The organism is Streptomyces lunaelactis, assembly GCF_003054555.1.
GTDB lineage: Bacteria > Actinomycetota > Actinomycetes > Streptomycetales > Streptomycetaceae > Streptomyces > Streptomyces lunaelactis.
The window spans coordinates 3018946-3033808 of the sequence record NZ_CP026304.1 but is presented as its reverse complement, the minus strand read 5'-3'; the positions used below and the strand labels follow the sequence as shown (position 1 = coordinate 3033808).

General features: G+C 72.7%; 10 protein-coding genes. 6 read left to right on the top strand and 4 right to left on the bottom strand.

The features are described from left to right. Positions 1 to 150 precede the first annotated feature (150 nt). The 6 genes from SLUN_RS13690 to SLUN_RS13665 all read left to right on the top strand — a co-directional run bounded on the left by SLUN_RS13690 (position 151) and on the right by SLUN_RS13665 (position 7073). Positions 151 to 1821: a YfjP family GTPase gene (locus SLUN_RS13690; protein ID WP_108154723.1), complete on the top strand. Its 1671-nt coding sequence runs from the start codon at positions 151 to 153 to the stop codon at positions 1819 to 1821. A gap of 168 nt (positions 1822 to 1989) precedes the next feature. After that, complete coding sequence (locus SLUN_RS13685; RefSeq protein ID WP_108154722.1) at positions 1990 to 2406, top strand: single-stranded DNA-binding protein; 417 nt, start codon at positions 1990 to 1992, stop codon at positions 2404 to 2406. A 326-nt stretch (positions 2407 to 2732) separates the two neighbouring features. Next, positions 2733 to 4079 carry an LAETG motif-containing sortase-dependent surface protein gene (locus SLUN_RS13680; protein ID WP_108154721.1) on the top strand — a complete coding sequence of 449 codons (1347 nt, stop codon included), beginning with the start codon at positions 2733 to 2735 and terminating at the stop codon, positions 4077 to 4079. A gap of 216 nt (positions 4080 to 4295) precedes the next feature. Then, positions 4296 to 5960, top strand: coding sequence for an energy-dependent translational throttle protein EttA (ettA, locus tag SLUN_RS13675; RefSeq protein WP_108148755.1), 1665 nt, complete (start codon positions 4296 to 4298; stop codon positions 5958 to 5960). 7 nt (positions 5961 to 5967) lie between these two features. Further along, positions 5968 to 6411, top strand: a complete 444-nt coding sequence (locus SLUN_RS13670) for an acyl-CoA thioesterase (protein ID WP_108148754.1) — start codon at positions 5968 to 5970, stop codon at positions 6409 to 6411. Continuing rightward, positions 6408 to 7073 carry a DUF8010 domain-containing protein gene (locus SLUN_RS13665; protein WP_108148753.1) on the top strand — a complete coding sequence of 222 codons (666 nt, stop codon included), beginning with the start codon at positions 6408 to 6410 and terminating at the stop codon, positions 7071 to 7073. The genes SLUN_RS13670 and SLUN_RS13665 overlap by 4 nt, the downstream gene beginning before the upstream one ends. A gap of 49 nt (positions 7074 to 7122) precedes the next feature. Here the strand turns inward: SLUN_RS13665 and SLUN_RS13660 are convergent, their stop codons facing one another. From SLUN_RS13660 to SLUN_RS13645, 4 genes are all read right to left on the bottom strand, one after another. Then, positions 7123 to 8112, bottom strand: a complete 990-nt coding sequence (locus tag SLUN_RS13660; protein WP_108148752.1) for an ABC transporter ATP-binding protein — start codon at positions 8110 to 8112, stop codon at positions 7123 to 7125. Next, on the bottom strand, positions 8109 to 10880 hold the full coding sequence (locus SLUN_RS13655; protein WP_108148751.1) for an FtsX-like permease family protein: 2772 nt from the start codon (positions 10878 to 10880) through the stop codon (positions 8109 to 8111). The genes SLUN_RS13660 and SLUN_RS13655 overlap by 4 nt, the downstream gene beginning before the upstream one ends. Position 10881: 1 nt before the next feature. Further along, positions 10882 to 14208, bottom strand: a complete 3327-nt coding sequence (locus SLUN_RS13650; protein ID WP_108148750.1) for an FtsX-like permease family protein — start codon at positions 14206 to 14208, stop codon at positions 10882 to 10884. 179 nt (positions 14209 to 14387) lie between these two features. Continuing rightward, positions 14388 to 14792, bottom strand: a complete 405-nt coding sequence (locus SLUN_RS13645) for a globin (RefSeq protein WP_108148749.1) — start codon at positions 14790 to 14792, stop codon at positions 14388 to 14390. Positions 14793 to 14863 lie beyond the last annotated feature (71 nt).

The following is a 14863-nucleotide window of genomic DNA, read 5'->3' as shown; positions in this document are numbered from 1 at the left end:
AACGACGCCGACGGCCAGAACGACGTCGACGGCCAGAACGACGTCGACGGCCAGAACGACGTCGACGGCCAGAGCAACGCCGTAGGCCAGAACGCAGGCGACGAGAACGCAGGCGACCAGAAGGTTGCCGGCGACCGCTGGGACGACGGGCTGATCGCCCGGCGGGCCGGCGGACGGACGGAGGGGGCCGAGAGCGAGCCCGGGGACGACCTCCCTGCCGAGGAGCATGTGCCGATCGGCGGTGCGTACGTGGGGCCGCTGCGGGTCCGGCTCGACGCCCTGCGCGAGCTGATCGGGCTGTCGAGGACCCGGCTGGACGGGAAGACCCTCGCGGAGGCGGGCCGGGTGCTCGACGAGGCCGCCGCCCGGCAGCGGCTCTCCTCGCGGCACACCGTCGTCGCCATCGCGGGCGCGACGGGGAGCGGGAAGTCGACGCTCTTCAACGCACTCGCCCAGGTGCCGATCTCGGAGACCGGGCTGCGCAGGCCCACCACAGCCGCGCCCATCGCCTGCACCTGGTCGGAGGGCGCGGCCGGTCTCCTCGACCGGCTCGCCATCCCCCCGCGGCTGCGGCGCAGGCCGCTCGCGGGCGGCGACGAGGAACTGTCCGGGCTCGTACTGGTCGACCTTCCCGACCATGACTCGGCGATGGTCAGACACCGGGAGCAGGTGGACCGGGTGCTTGCATTGGTGGACGCGGTGATCTGGGTCGTCGACCCGGAGAAGTACGCGGACGCGGCCCTGCACGAGCGCTATCTGCGGCCGCTCGCCGGGCACGCGGAGATCACCTTCGTGGTGCTCAACCAGGTCGACCGGCTGCCGGGCGAGGCCGCCGACCAGGTGCTCGACGATCTGCGCCGGCTCCTCGACGAGGACGGCATGGCGCTCGGCGAACACGGAGAGCCCGGCGCCACGGTGCTCGCGCTCTCGGCGCTCACCGGGGACGGCGTGGGTGAACTGCGGGAGCTGATCGGGACGTTCGTGCAGGAGCGGGACGCCGCGGCGCGCCGGCTGTCCGCCGATGTGGACGCGGCCGCCGCGAAGCTCCGTCCGGTGTACCTGGCCGGCGGCCGTACCGGTCTCGGCGAGCGCTCGCGCGATGACTTCTCCGCGCGGCTGGCGGAGGCGGTCGGTGCGAAAGCCGCCGGTGAGGCGGCGGAGCGCGAGTGGCGCAGGAACGCGGGGCGGGCGTGCGGGACGCCGTGGCTGCGGCTGTGGCGCTGGTACGAGCGGGCGAGGACGCCGGGGAGCGGTGTGCCCGAGGCCGCAGCTCCGGTGGAGGACGAGCTCACTGCACGCCAGCGGGTCGAGCAGGCGGTGCGTACGGTCGCGGACGAGGCGGCGCTCGGGCTGCCCACGCCGTGGGCACAGGCGGTGCGCGAGGCGGCGGTGCGCGGGGCCGAGGGGCTGCCGGAGGCGCTGGACGAACTGGCGGTCCGCGAGGCGGAGGCGATGAGCGGGCGGCCGCTGCGGCCCGCGTGGTGGCCGGCCGCGGTGCTGGCGCAGGCGTCGATGACGCTGCTTCAGATCTACGGCGGGCTCTGGCTGATGGGCCAGATCATCGGCCTGCTGGAGCCCGGTCTGGTGGCGCCGGTGCTGGTGATGCTCGCGGGGATCGTGGGCGGGCCGCTGGTGGAGTGGGCGTGCGCGGCGGCCGCGCGAGGGCCTGCGCGGCGGTACGGGCAGGACGCGCGGCGGCGGCTGCAGGAAGCGGCCGCGGGGTGCGGACGGGCGAAGGTGCTCGATCCGATCGCGGCGGAACTCATGCGGTACCGGGAGGTACGGGAGCGGTACGCGACCGTCTCGGGCTCGGGGAAGTAGGGCGTGGGAACGGGCGCCCGCGGCGGGCATCGGGTGCGGCGGCGGGTGACGGAGTTGTCCACAACGGCGAGGTAGTCCACAGGCGTCGGCGGGATCTTCCCGTCCGGTCCAGCATGGAGATCGGCCGGTAGGGACCGGTCCATGCAACCGGACGGGGAGGTGGCCGTCATGAACGACACCATGGTGACGGTGGTGGGCAATGTCGCCACGAATGTGGAGTACCGGGAATCGGCGACGGGAGGGGTGGCGCGATTCCGCGTCGCTGTGACGCCGAGGCGGTGGGACCGGCAGAGCGAGAGCTGGTCCGACGGGCACACCAGCTTCTACACGGTCTTCGCCTGGCGGACGCTCGCGGTGAATCTGGCCGGGTCCGTCTCCGTGGGTGAACCTCTGCTCGTCCATGGGCGGTTGAAGGTGCGTGAGGAGGCGCGGGAGGGGAAGCACAGGACGTTCGTGGACATTGAGGCGGTGGCGGTGGGACACGACCTGACGCGCGGGACATCGGCATTCCGTCGCGTGGTGAAAGCGGAACCGAATCTGACGGAGCGTCCGCAGGGGGTGCAGGCGCCGACACCCGTGTCCTGACCTGGAGTTGTGGAGATTTGTCGATTCAGAACCGGTGAAACGACGCTGGTGGGGCCCGGGCGGTCGGCGCCGATAACGATTCCGAGTCGGAATGGTTGTCAGACGGTAGGACGGGGGACTGGGGTGCGCGGCATCCCTAGGATTTCGGCGTACTCACGGGGCACTTGAGTCTGCATACGAGGCACTCCCCGCACGCGTCACACGCGAACCAACCGCGTCACCCGCGAAAAGGGCCTCGTTCGGAGGGGAATTCTGTGTTTGCTGTTTTCTCTGCGTCATCTGTACGCAGGCGGGGCGCGGCTCGTCGCCTTACTGCCGCGGCTGTGATGTCGGGCCTCCTCGCGACCGGCGTCATAGCCGGCGCGGGTCCGGCCACCGCCGACGACGGCGTTCAGCACCAGGGTGGCGCGGTCGCCACTCTCGACGGGCTGAAGACGTACGACCGGGCCGTGCTTCACACGAACGGCAAGAATCACGAAATCCCCGCCGGGGTGTTCGAGATGACCGTCGACGGCGGCGGACGGCTGAAGACGTACTGCATCGACATCAACAACCCGACCCAGGACCAGGCGAAGTACCTGGAGACCCCCTGGAACCAGACGTCGCTGGGCGGCAACAAGGACGCGGGCAAGATCCGCTGGATCCTGCAGCACTCCTACCCCCAGGTCGACGACCTGGCGGCGCTGGCCAAGGACGCGGGCACCGGGCCCCTCTCCGAGAGGACCGCGGCGGCCGGCACCCAGGTGGCCATCTGGCGCTACTCGGACAACGCCGAGGTGGACGCACTCGACCCGGAGGCTGAGAAGCTCGCGGACTGGCTGCAGAAGAGCGCCCAGGACGTCGAGGAGCCCAAGGCCTCGCTCAGCCTGGAGCCGAACGCGGTCTCCGGCAAGGCGGGCGGCCGGCTCGGCCCCGTCACGGTCCGCACCGACGCCGGCCAGGTCACGGTGACCCCGCCGGCCGACGCCGCCGCCAGCGGCATCAAGATCACCGATGCGGCCGGCAAGCCCGTCACCTCCGCGGCCAACGGCAGCCAGCTGTACTTCGACGTCCCGGCCGGCGCCGCCGACGGTTCGGCCACGCTGAGCACACAGGCCACCACCTCCGTGCCGGTGGGCCGCGCGTTCGCCGGGGTGACCAAGAGCCAGACCCAGATCCTGGCCGGCTCCAGCGAGTCCACGGTCTCGGCGAACGCCACCGCCACCTGGGCCAAGGCGGGCGCGATACCGGCGGTCTCGGCCAAGAAGAACTGCGCCAAGGGCGGCGTCGACATCACCGCCACCAACAAGGGCGACGCTCCGTTCACCTTCGAGCTGGCGGGCCTGGGGCACTCCATCCCGGCCGGCGAGTCCAAGACCGTCACCATCCCGGTCGCCGAGGACCAGGCGTACGACTTCACCATCACCGGGCCCGACGGGTTCAAGAAGAACTTCAAGGGCGTGCTGGACTGCAAGACCACCGGCACCCCGGCCCCGGGCACGGACACCCCCTCGTCCCAGCCCAGCCCGGCCTCGGCCGGCGGCACCTCCTCGGGTCCCGAGGGCGACCTCGCCGAGACCGGTGGCTCCAGCGCCACCCCGATGATCGCGGGCATCGCCATCGCGCTGGTCGTGATCGGCGGCGGCGCGGTCTTCTTCCTCCGCCGGAAGAAGACGGCGGGCGCCGCGGAGTAAGCAGGCAGAGCAGAGTAAGCAGGCATGAGCGCAACGTGACGCTGCGCTGACGACGGCCCCGGTACGCACTCGCGCACCGGGGCCGCCGGCGTCACGGGCCATGTCCTGAAAGGGCCGGTGCGCCCGAGGCGTGGACAGCTGGTTTCCATCGGGGTATGGACGACTGGCAAGATGGGGTGTATCTCTGCCCACCCACTTCTGGCCGGACGGTTTCTCTTGGCTGAGTACATCTACACGATGCGCAAGACGCGCAAGGCGCACGGCGACAAGGTCATCCTCGATGACGTGACGCTGAGCTTCCTGCCCGGTGCGAAGATCGGTGTGGTCGGCCCCAACGGCGCCGGTAAGTCCACCGTGCTGAAGATCATGGCCGGCCTTGAGCAGCCGTCCAACGGTGACGCCTTCCTCTCGCCCGGATACACCGTCGGCATCCTCATGCAGGAGCCCCAGCTCGACGAGTCCAAGACGGTGCTGGAGAACGTCCAGGACGGCGCGGCCGAGATCATGGGCAAGCTCCAGCGCTTCAACGAGGTCGCCGAGCTGATGGCGACCGACTACTCCGACGCGCTGCTCGACGAGATGGGCAAGCTCCAGGAGGACCTCGACCACGCAGGCGCCTGGGACCTCGACGCCCAGCTCGAGCAGGCCATGGACGCGCTGGGCTGCCCGCCCGGCGACTGGCCGGTCACCACCCTCTCCGGTGGCGAGAAGCGCCGTGTCGCGCTCTGCAAGCTGCTGATCGAGGCCCCCGACCTGCTGCTCCTCGACGAGCCCACCAACCACCTCGACGCCGAGTCGGTGAACTGGCTGGAGCAGCACCTCTCGAAGTACGCGGGCGCCGTTGTCGCCGTCACTCACGACCGGTACTTCCTGAACAACGTCGCCGAGTGGATTCTCGAGCTCGACCGCGGGCGCGCGCACCCGTACGAGGGCAACTACTCGACGTACCTGGAGAAGAAGGCCACCCGCCTCAAGGTCGAGGGCCGCAAGGACGAGAAGCGCGCCAAGCGCCTCAAGGAAGAGCTGGAGTGGGTCCGCTCCAACGCCAAGGGCCGCCAGACCAAGTCCAAGGCGCGTCTCGCCCGTTACGAGGAGATGGCCGCCGAGGCGGACAAGATGCGGAAGCTGGACTTCGAGGAGATCCAGATCCCGCCGGGCCCCCGCCTGGGCTCCATCGTCGTCGAGGTCAACAACCTCTCGAAGGCCTTCGGTGACAAGCTCCTCATCGATGACCTGTCGTTCACGCTGCCGCGCAACGGCATCGTCGGCGTCATCGGTCCGAACGGCGCGGGCAAGACCACGCTGTTCAAGATGATCCAGGGCCTGGAGACCCCCGACTCCGGCGAGATCAAGGTCGGCGACACCGTCAAGATCTCCTACGTCGACCAGAGCCGCGCCAACATCGACCCCAAGAAGTCCTTGTGGGCCGTCGTCTCGGACGAGCTCGACTACATCAACGTCGGCCATGTCGAGATGCCGTCGCGGGCGTACGTCTCCGCCTTCGGTTTCAAGGGCCCGGACCAGCAGAAGCCGGCCGGAGTCCTCTCCGGCGGTGAGCGCAACCGCCTCAACCTGGCGCTCACCCTCAAGGAGGGCGGCAACCTGCTGCTCCTCGACGAGCCGACCAACGACCTCGACGTCGAGACCCTGGGCTCGCTCGAGAACGCGCTGCTGGAGTTCCCCGGTGCGGCCGTGGTCATCTCCCACGACCGCTGGTTCCTGGACAGGGTCGCCACGCACATCCTGGCGTACGAGGGCGAGTCCAGGTGGTACTGGTTCGAGGGCAACTTCGAGTCGTACGAGAAGAACAAGGTCGAGCGCCTCGGCGCGGACGCGGCCCGTCCGCACCGTGCCACCTACAAGAAGCTCACCCGGGGCTGAGTCGCACATGGCCCGCCACATCTACCGCTGCCCCCTCCGCTGGTCGGACATGGACGCCTTCGGGCATGTCAACAACGTCGTCTTCCTGAGGTATCTGGAAGAGGCGCGCATCGACTTCATGTTCCGGCTGGCGCCGGGGGACGGCTCCCCGTCGTTCGCCGGCGGGTCCGTCGTGGCCCGGCACGAGATCGACTACAAGCGGCCGCTGGTCCACCGGCACGAGCCGGTGATCATCGAGTCGTGGGTGACGAAGATAGGCGCGGCGTCGCTGACCATCGCGTACGAGGTCAAGGACGTCGAAGGCCCCTCTTCGCAGGTCTATGTGCGGGCCTCGACGATCGTCGTGCCCTACGACCTGAGCGCCGAGCGTCCGCGCCGGATCAGCGCGGAGGAGAAGTCCTTCCTCCAGGAGTTCCTGGACGACGCCGGCGAGGGTGCTCTCGCAGCATGACCGTGCCCGTGCGCAGTCTGCACTTCGCCGACGCGAGGGAGGCGGAGGATCTCGCCGCCTTCCTCGCCCGGCTGATCCACTACGACCGCGCCGCCGCGGTCAGGCTTCAGGCCTGGGGTGGCGCGCTCGCTGTCTTCGGGCGGCCGCCGTCCTTCGAGGTGCTCGCGATCCGTACGGCACGGCTCGGCGACCCCGTCGAGCTGGATGTCACCGTCTCCGCGGGTGAGCTCCTTGAATCCCTCGAAGGTGCCGGGTTCACCGTCCCCGCCGCTGTCACCGGCCCGCCGTGGGCCGGTCTGCTGCCGCCGCGCGGCGGTTGGCGGGAGCTGTCCGGGCTCCCCGAGGAGACCGCGATGCGCGGCGCGGTCGCCGCCGCCGTCGCCGAATTCCGTACCCGCGATGAGCAGTTGCCCGCCGAGCGCCGCACCCGCGCCGAGCGGGACCGGATCGGGCGGGATATCTGGTCGCGCACCGTGGGTGGCACCGGTCTGCCGCTGCGTGCCGTGCACGCCGCCCAGTCGCTCGGGTTTCTCCGTCCCGGAGTCCCGGTCGCGCTGCTGTCCGCGGGCTCCTGGCTCAGACTGCGTACGCCCTTCGGGTCGATCGCCGTACGAACGAATGGTCTCGGCGGACTGAGTGTGACCCCCACCCGGCCGGGTTAGCCCATCCCCCAGCCGCCTTCCACGCGTGGGTGACCGAGCGGGTCGGTTCCTAGGCCCTGTCAGGGACCTGGCTCTTCGCCGCGTCGTCACCCGAGGTGTTGTCCGCGTGGTCGTCCGGCCATACCCCGATGTGGTCCTGCTCCAGCTCCAGCGCCACCCGGTGCTCCATGCCCAGCGCCGCGGTGTACTCGGCGGGCAGCTGGAGCCGGCCGGCCCGGTCCAGCATCGCGTACTCCCGTGCCACCACCGACTCCTGGCCCGTCGCCGCGTCGACCTCGGTGCGGCGCAGCACCTCGGAGGAGGTGCGGCCGTCGCGGATGGCGACCGTACGCCGCACCTCGCCCGCGACCGCCTGGTCGTGGGTGACGATCACGATGGTCGTGCCCAGCTCCTCGTTGGCCCGGCGGAAGGCGGCGAAGACCTGCTCGCCGGTGGCCGAGTCCAGCTCGCCGGTCGGCTCGTCGGCGAGGAGTACGGAGGGGGAGTTGGCGAGGGCGACGGCGATCGCGACCCGCTGCTGCTGGCCGCCCGACAGCTGCCGCGGGCGGCGGTCGCGGCAGTCGGCGACGCCGAGCATGGACAGCAGCGAATCGGCGCGCTCGGCCTTCTTCTTGGTACGGCCGCGCAGCTGCATGGGCAGCGCGACGTTCTGGGCGGCCGTCAGATAGGGGAGGAGGTTGCGTGCGGTCTGCTGCCGGACGAAGCCGACGACGTCCCGGCGGTAGCGCAGGCGGGACTTCGCGTCCATGCCGAGGAGGTCGTGGCCCGCGACCTTGGCGGCGCCCGCGGTGGGGACGTCCAGGCCGGCGAGGATGTTCATCAGGGTCGACTTGCCGCTGCCGGACGCGCCGACCAGAGCCATCAACTCGCCCTCCTTGACGAGGAGATCGAGCCCTTGCAAGGCCTGCACCTCCACTCCGGCGGTGGTGAAGATACGGACCAGGCGGTCGCAGGTGATGAGCGCGTCGTGCCCGTACGAGGGGCGGCCGCGGTGTGCCGTGGCCCGCTGTTCCAGCTCCGCCAGGGTCGTGTCGGTCATCGTGCGTCTCCTGCCTTGAGTTCATGGACGGATCCCCGGCGGCCCGCCCACCACGCCTGCGCCGCCGCCACGGCGCCCGCGAGCACGATCACACCGGCCGCGGGCAGCCCCAGCGACCAGGGGTCGGCCCGCAGCGGCGCGCCGTCGACAACGGCGAAGCCGGGTGCGGCCGCCAGCGCCAGCCGCGCGAGGTCGACGCCGGGTGCGAGCAGCACGATCGTCGCCCACCCGACCAGCGAACCGCCGACGGCGGCCGGCAGCGCCTGCGGAAGCGCTTCGAGCCCGAGCAACTGCCGCCCCTGCCGAGGCGTGAGCCCCATGGTGCGCAGCCGGGCGAGCAGGGTCGCCCGCTCCGGTGCGGCCCCCAGGACGGAGAGCAGCAGGGCCAGTACGGCATAGCCCGCACCGGCCGCGATGGCGGCGCCGTAGATCCGCTCGGCGCCCTCCTGCATCGGCGAATCGACGAACGCGGCGCGCACCTCGGTCCGCAGGGTGACGGCGATGTCCCTGCCCGCAGCGTGGACGGCGGCACGCAGCCGCGCGCCGTCCACGGAGGAGCCGGTGACGAGCAGCTCGGTGGCCGGGGCCCGGCTGAGACCCGCGCTGTCCACGAGCAGGAAGTCGCCGCTCGGCACGGCGGGAGTGATGTCGCGTACGGCTACGACGCGCACGGTGACGTCGCCCGCGGGGGACTCGATCCGCCGGGGCCCGCTGCCGAGCCGTGCGGCGACGGCGGGGGACGCGACGGCGGGCAACGGCCCGGCGCACCGTTTCGCGCACGCCAACTCCCCTGCCCTCAGCGCCCCGAGGCCCGTCCGCTCCGTCAGGCGTGCGTACGCCCCCGGGTCAACCCCCACCAGCCGTACTCCCTTCGCCTCCGCCGGGTCACGGTCGCCGTTCGGCAGGGACACCCGGTCCGCGAAGTGGACCGGAGCCACCTCCCGTACGCCTTCCGCATCGCGCACGGCCTCGATCGCCCCCGCCGGCAGGCCCAACGAGGTTGCCGGTGCCGTCACCCTGGCGTCCGCCCCGGTGGTCAGGAGCGCCGCCCGTTCCCGGGCGCCCGAGACGCCCGCCAGGACCGAGCCGCCGAAGCTCGCCGTCGTCAGGGCGACGAGCACGGCCAGCAGTGGCAGTGTTCCCGTGGCCGACGAGCGGCCCGCGCGGGCCAGGGACAGGAAGCCGACCGCGCCCCGCAGCCGACCTGCCGCGCGGGACGCCCAGCGCAGGGGCAGCGGGTAGAGCCGTACCAGCAGCAGCGCCGCGATCAGCCCCACCAGCACCGGTGCGGAGCTCACCAGGAAGTCGGTACTCCCGCTGCCCGTGCCACGTCGCCGCAACGCGGTCACCGCGCCCACCGCCAGCACCAACAGGGTCAGTTCGGCGACGGTGCGGCGGCGCGACGGCCGGAATTCAACAAGATCGTCGCGGCCCCCGTACGCCTGCGGTCTGCGGTGCAGCACCACCGCGCGGACCGGCAGCGCGGCGCAGGCCGGCAGCGCCACGGCCGCCGCGCCCGCCAGCGAGGGCAGCAGCCGGCCGTCCGGCACCGCCAGCCGGGCCGCGAGCAGTCCGAGCGCCGCGGCCGGGACCGCCACCACCGCCGTCTCCGCGAACAGCCGTCCGCCGATGCCGCGCAGCGATCCGCCGCGCGAGCGCAGCAGCCCCAGCTCGGCCCGGCGGCGCGCGGCGACCAGCCCGCCCGCCATCGCCAGCACCACCGCGACGACCGCCCCGATCCCGAACGCGGCGACCGCCACCACGGGCGTGATCGCGGAACGCATCGAGGCGTACGAGCCGAGGACGGTCTCCAGGTCGGTACGGAACGCGGCGTTGGTGCCGGCCGCAGCCCGCAGCGACAGCAGTCCGGGGCCGCCGGAGAGGGACGCGATCCGGTCCTTGAGCGGGTCCGCGTCGGACGCCGTCAGCCGGCCGGGGTCGGGCGCGATGCGCCAGTAGTACTCCGGTTCGCCCTTGACGCCGAGCAGCACGGGCGCCGCGTCCGGGGGCAGCAGCAGCGCTGCCAGCCAGTAGCGCTCCAGCGGGTCACCCCCCGGCTCGGCCTCCAGGGCGGGCGTACGCAGCAGCGGCTCGGTGGACCAGTAACCGCCGTGCGGACGCAGCGGTTCGACGATCCCGGTGATCCGTACGGCCAGCGGCCCGCGCGTCTGCCCCGGCACATGGAGCACCGAACCGACCTTGATCCGCAGGGACTCGGCGGTCTGCGCCGTGACGGCCGCCTCCACCTGCGCGGTCTGCGAGGTCACCGCCTCCCGCGCCACGGGGAGCCTGCCCGCGCGCAGCGTCGCGTGCCGGTCCAGCTCCGCCTGCGCGGCCATCCGGAACTTCGGCGGCAGCCCGCGGGTCGGCCGCGCCAACCAGGGATCGTCCACCGCCACCGCCACGGTGGTCCGCACCCCGTACGAGGACTCGGCGGTGTCGGCCCGCACCGGCTCCGGCAGCCGCTCCAGCATGCCCCGGTAGGACGAGGTCAGCGAGTCGGCGCGCATCTGCTTCTCGCGGGCCGACTGCGGTTTCTCGAGCCCCGGCGGCGGGCCCGTCACCTCCAGCACGCTGCTGCGCGCGGCGGCGCTGCGGATGTCATGACGCAGCCCGGCCGTCTCGTACGCCTCGACTCCGCGCGGGAAGAGAGCGGCGAGGAATGCGGTCAGCGCCACCAGCAGCGCCAGCGCGCAGGCCGTACCGGGAGCGGTACGCAGCCGGGTACGTACCCAGGGAGCAACGGCGGCAACGGTTCGCGAGCGCATGTCAGTTGTCTCCCTGGTGGCGCAGACCGACCGCCGGATCCGCGCGCCGCAGCGCGATGGCCGCGACGGTCAGCAGCGGCAGCGCCGCCACCCCGGCGAGCAGCGCGGCGACCTGCCCGGCCGGCAGCTCCACCAGCACCGGCGGCACCGGCCGCGCGGCCTGACCTGTCAGGACGACGAGCGGCACGACGGCCCGGGTGAGTACGGCTCCGAGTGCCAGGCCGACGAGCAGTCCGATGCCCACGAGCAGCCCCTGCTCGGCGGCGATCAGCCGGGCGAGGCGCCGGCGCGGTGCGCCCAGCGCCCGCAGCACGGCGAACTCCGCCGTCCGTTCACGCAGCGACCCGGCCGCGCTCACCGCGAAGCCGACCGCCGCCAGCGCCGCGGCGGCCACCGCCACGGCCGTCAGCGCGGACTGCGATCCGCTGCCCAGCGGATCGCTCAGCAGCTCGTCGGCGGCCTCGTCGCGCACCAGCACCTGCGCCGGGTCGACGTCGGGGCGGGCGCGCAGGGCGGCCGCGACCTCACCCGCCCGGCCCGGATCGGCGCTGATCAGCCACTCGTTGGGGGTGACCGCGGCCCCTGCGCGATGGGCGAGGACCTGATTGACGGCGCGCAGATCGAGCAGCAGCGCGTCGCCCGTCGCGTTCGACGACGCCCCGGGCGTCTCGGCGCCGGTGGCCGGTATCGCCCGTACCGCCTTCACGATCCGTACGTCGAGCGACTCCCCCGCCAGCGTGACCACGATGCGGTCCCCGGTCTTCGCCCCGGCCGCCCGCAGAAACCCGTCCGTCGCCACGGCGGTCGGCTCGGGGGCCCTCGGAAGCTTCGCGGTGACCCGGACGCTGATGTCGACCGCCGACCGGGACCCGTCCGGGTCGGCGAGGCCCGCCCCGGTGTCGTATCCGACGGACAGCGGCGTACGGGCGGAGGCGGCGGGCGAGAGACCGACGGGCCCGACTTCCGGCTCGGTGCCGGTCGTGACGAGCTCTCCCTGCCAGCCGAACCCGGCGGGCACGGCCACTGGCTGCTCGGCGCCGCGCTCGTCGAAGGACCGCAGCCCACCGACGCTGAGGCGGTGCGACTCGGCGCTCTTGACGGGCTGTTGGGTGTCCAGCCGGATGGCCGTCAGGGCGAGCGGACCGGCCGGAGTGCCGCGTCCCCCGCCCGCGGCGGCGAGGTCCAGGGTGAGGAGTCTGCCGCGGCCGTCGGCAGGCAGTTCGCCGAGGACGATCCGGTAGGAGAGCCCGTAACGGTCCTCCAGCACCGCCGTGACCTTGGGTGCCGTGCCCGACGGGGACGTGCTGTCCGCCGTACCCTCGGCCCGCAGCCGCAGATCGAGCCCCAGCCGTCGGGCGGAGTCGGGCAACAGCAGCCCCGGCCGACCGGTCTTCGGCGGCGTGATGGCCCCGAGCACCTTGCGCGTCGGCTCGTCGCTCAGATCGTCGCGCAGCAGCAGCCGTTCGCCGGCATGGGCGGTGTCCACCGCGAGTACGGTCGCCGTCCGCCCGCCGGACAGTTCCATCGTGCCGCGGTGGACCGGGGCCGCGTCGCGTACGCCCGGCAGCGCCGCGAAGACCCCCGCCCGGCCGGGCTCGCTGATGTCGGTGCCGATCATGCGGACCGCGGCCCCGGTCCTGAAGTCCGCCTGGTCGTCCTGCGACCGTTCCCAGGACGCGCTCTGCCCGATGGCCAGCATGCCCATCGCCACGGCGAGTACGAGCAGCAGCACCGGGCCCGCGCCGCGCAGCGGCCGGCGGCTGAACTGCCAGCCCGCGAGGGCGGCGGACAGCCCGCGCCCGCCCGCAGCACGCCGTTCGGCGAGCCGCGCCGCGGGCGGCAGCAGCCGCAGCGTCAGTACCGTCCCGGCGAGCAGCGCCAGCGCCGGCGCCGCCACCAGCAGCGGATCGATGCCCAGATCCCCTTCGCGGTCCCCGCTGAGCGCACCGGCGCCGGACGCCCTGGTCTGCCGGTCCAGCTGCCAGTACGCCACCGCGGCGACCACCAGCAGCCCGACGTCGGCGCCCGCGCGCACCGGCGCGGGCAGTGCCGCGGCCCGGCCCCGGCGGAAGCGTGGGGCACCGGCCGAGGCGAGCGCGGGCGCCACGACAGCGGCGGCACAGGCGAGCGCGACCGCGGCGCCCACCAGCCACACCGAGCCGGTGGGCGAGCCGCCGAGACCGACACCGATGTCACCGAGTGAACTCCGGTCCGCCAGCAGCCCGGTGAGCGGACCGGACAGCAGCGGCGCGCACACGGCGGCGGGCACGGCCAGCAGCAAAGCCTCGATCGCGGCGAGGGAAGCGATCCGCCGGCGTGAACCGCCTCGGGCGCGCAGCAGATCGGTCTCCCCGGCCCGTTCCGTACTGAGCAGCCGGGACACCAGCAGCAGCGCGTACGCGGCGAGCAGCACCAGCTGTACGGCGACGATCATCAGCGTCGAACGGGAGACCAGCAGCGCCCGTTCGGTCCGGTCGAGCACGACGGGCAGTGCGGTGGTGGCCCTCGCGTCGCCCGCGAACACCGGGTCGGCGGCGAGCGTCTTGGGGCCGCTGCTCGCGGCGGTGCGCAGCGTGTCGATCCTGTCGGTGCCGACGCCGTGGAAGTCGGCGGTGGCCAGCCACGAGGTCTGGGACGTGGGGATCCGGCCGGAGGAGAGGACCGCGGGGTCGCAGAGCAGCGGACCGTAGGTGGTGAAGACGACCTTGCGTACGCCGCGTCCGTTCAGCGAGTCCAACTGCCAGTACGGATCGGTGGGTTCGGCCGCCCGGTACAGACCGCTGACCGTGACGGTGAGCGGATCGTCGGTGAGCCGGTCGGTGAGAGCGAGCCGGGCACCGGGCTTCAGTTTCAGCTGCTGGGCGGCCGTTTCGGGCAGCGCGACCTGCAGCGGTCCCGCGCCCCCGGCGGCGGGCCAGGTGCCCTGGGTGAGCCGTATCCGGGAACGGTCCAGCACGGCGATGTGGGTGAGATCCGGATAGCCCGCGCGCGCGGCGGGCGGCTGGAGTGTCCGGGGGAGGGCGTACGGACCCGAGCTCTCCAGCTTCCGTACGGTCACCGGCAGTCCGTCGAAGGTCCGGCGCGCGCCGCGTTCGGCCGCCCGGTCCGCCGACTCCCGCTTGTCCGAGGGGACGTGACCGGTGGTGACGGTGAGCGCGACGGAGGCGGCGTCACGGGTGCGCAGGGTGTGGCGCAGCGCCGCGTCCCCGATGGAGCCGGAGAAGGCGGCGAGGGCGGACAGCACGGAGGCGGTCAGCAGGACGGCGAGAAGAGCGGCGGCGAGCAGCAGTCGATGCGCTCCGACCCGCAGAAGTACGAACCTCGTCACCCGTCCCCCAGCGGTCTGTGCGCGCCCCCCGACGCCGTGACCTGATGCTTTCAGAGTGCACCGGTCTGTGGAAACCGCTTGCGGGGCGACCTTGACCCGATCGTGACCGGTATCCGGGGCCGCGTGTTCAGTTCGCGGTGCTCACGCAGTGGCGCTCAGTACTCGGTGTTCGGCGGCGCTCAGTCGGCGGCGTTCAGCATGGAGGCCGCGGCGTAGGTGAGGTACTTCCACAGGGTCTGCTCGTGCTCCTCGGACAGGCCCAGCTCGTCGACGGCCGTACGCATGTGCTTCAGCCAGGCGTCGTGCGCGGCCCGGTCGACGGTGAACGGCGCGTGGCGCATCCGCAGCCGGGGGTGGCCGCGGTGGTCGCTGTAGGTGCGGGGGCCGCCCCAGTACTGGATCAGGAAGAGAACGAGCCGCTCCTCGGCCGGACCCAGATCCTCCTCCGGGTACATCGGCCGCAGCACCGGGTCCTCGGCGACGCCCTGGTAGAAGCGGTGGACGAGGCGCCGGAAGGTCTTCTCGCCGCCGACCTGCTCGTAGAAGGTCTGCTCCTGAAGGGTGCCGCGCGGAATCTCATTCACCCGTCCATCGTCTCAGACCCGGTGGCCGAGGACCTCAGGCCTAGGACCATCCCCGTTCGGGTGCTCGCCTA

Bases quoted from the DNA above. Each gene is read 5' to 3' on its own strand.
- SLUN_RS13685 (WP_108154722.1), top strand. From the start codon at position 1,990: ATGAACGACACCATGGTGACGGTGGTGGGCAATGTCGCCACGAATGTG.
- SLUN_RS13680 (WP_108154721.1), top strand. From the start codon at position 2,733: ATGTCGGGCCTCCTCGCGACCGGCGTCATAGCCGGCGCGGGTCCGGCC.
- SLUN_RS13670 (WP_108148754.1), top strand. From the start codon at position 5,968: ATGGCCCGCCACATCTACCGCTGCCCCCTCCGCTGGTCGGACATGGAC.
- SLUN_RS13665 (WP_108148753.1), top strand. From the start codon at position 6,408: ATGACCGTGCCCGTGCGCAGTCTGCACTTCGCCGACGCGAGGGAGGCG.
- SLUN_RS13660 (WP_108148752.1), bottom strand. From the start codon at position 8,112: ATGACCGACACGACCCTGGCGGAGCTGGAACAGCGGGCCACGGCACAC.
- SLUN_RS13655 (WP_108148751.1), bottom strand. From the start codon at position 10,880: ATGCGCTCGCGAACCGTTGCCGCCGTTGCTCCCTGGGTACGTACCCGG.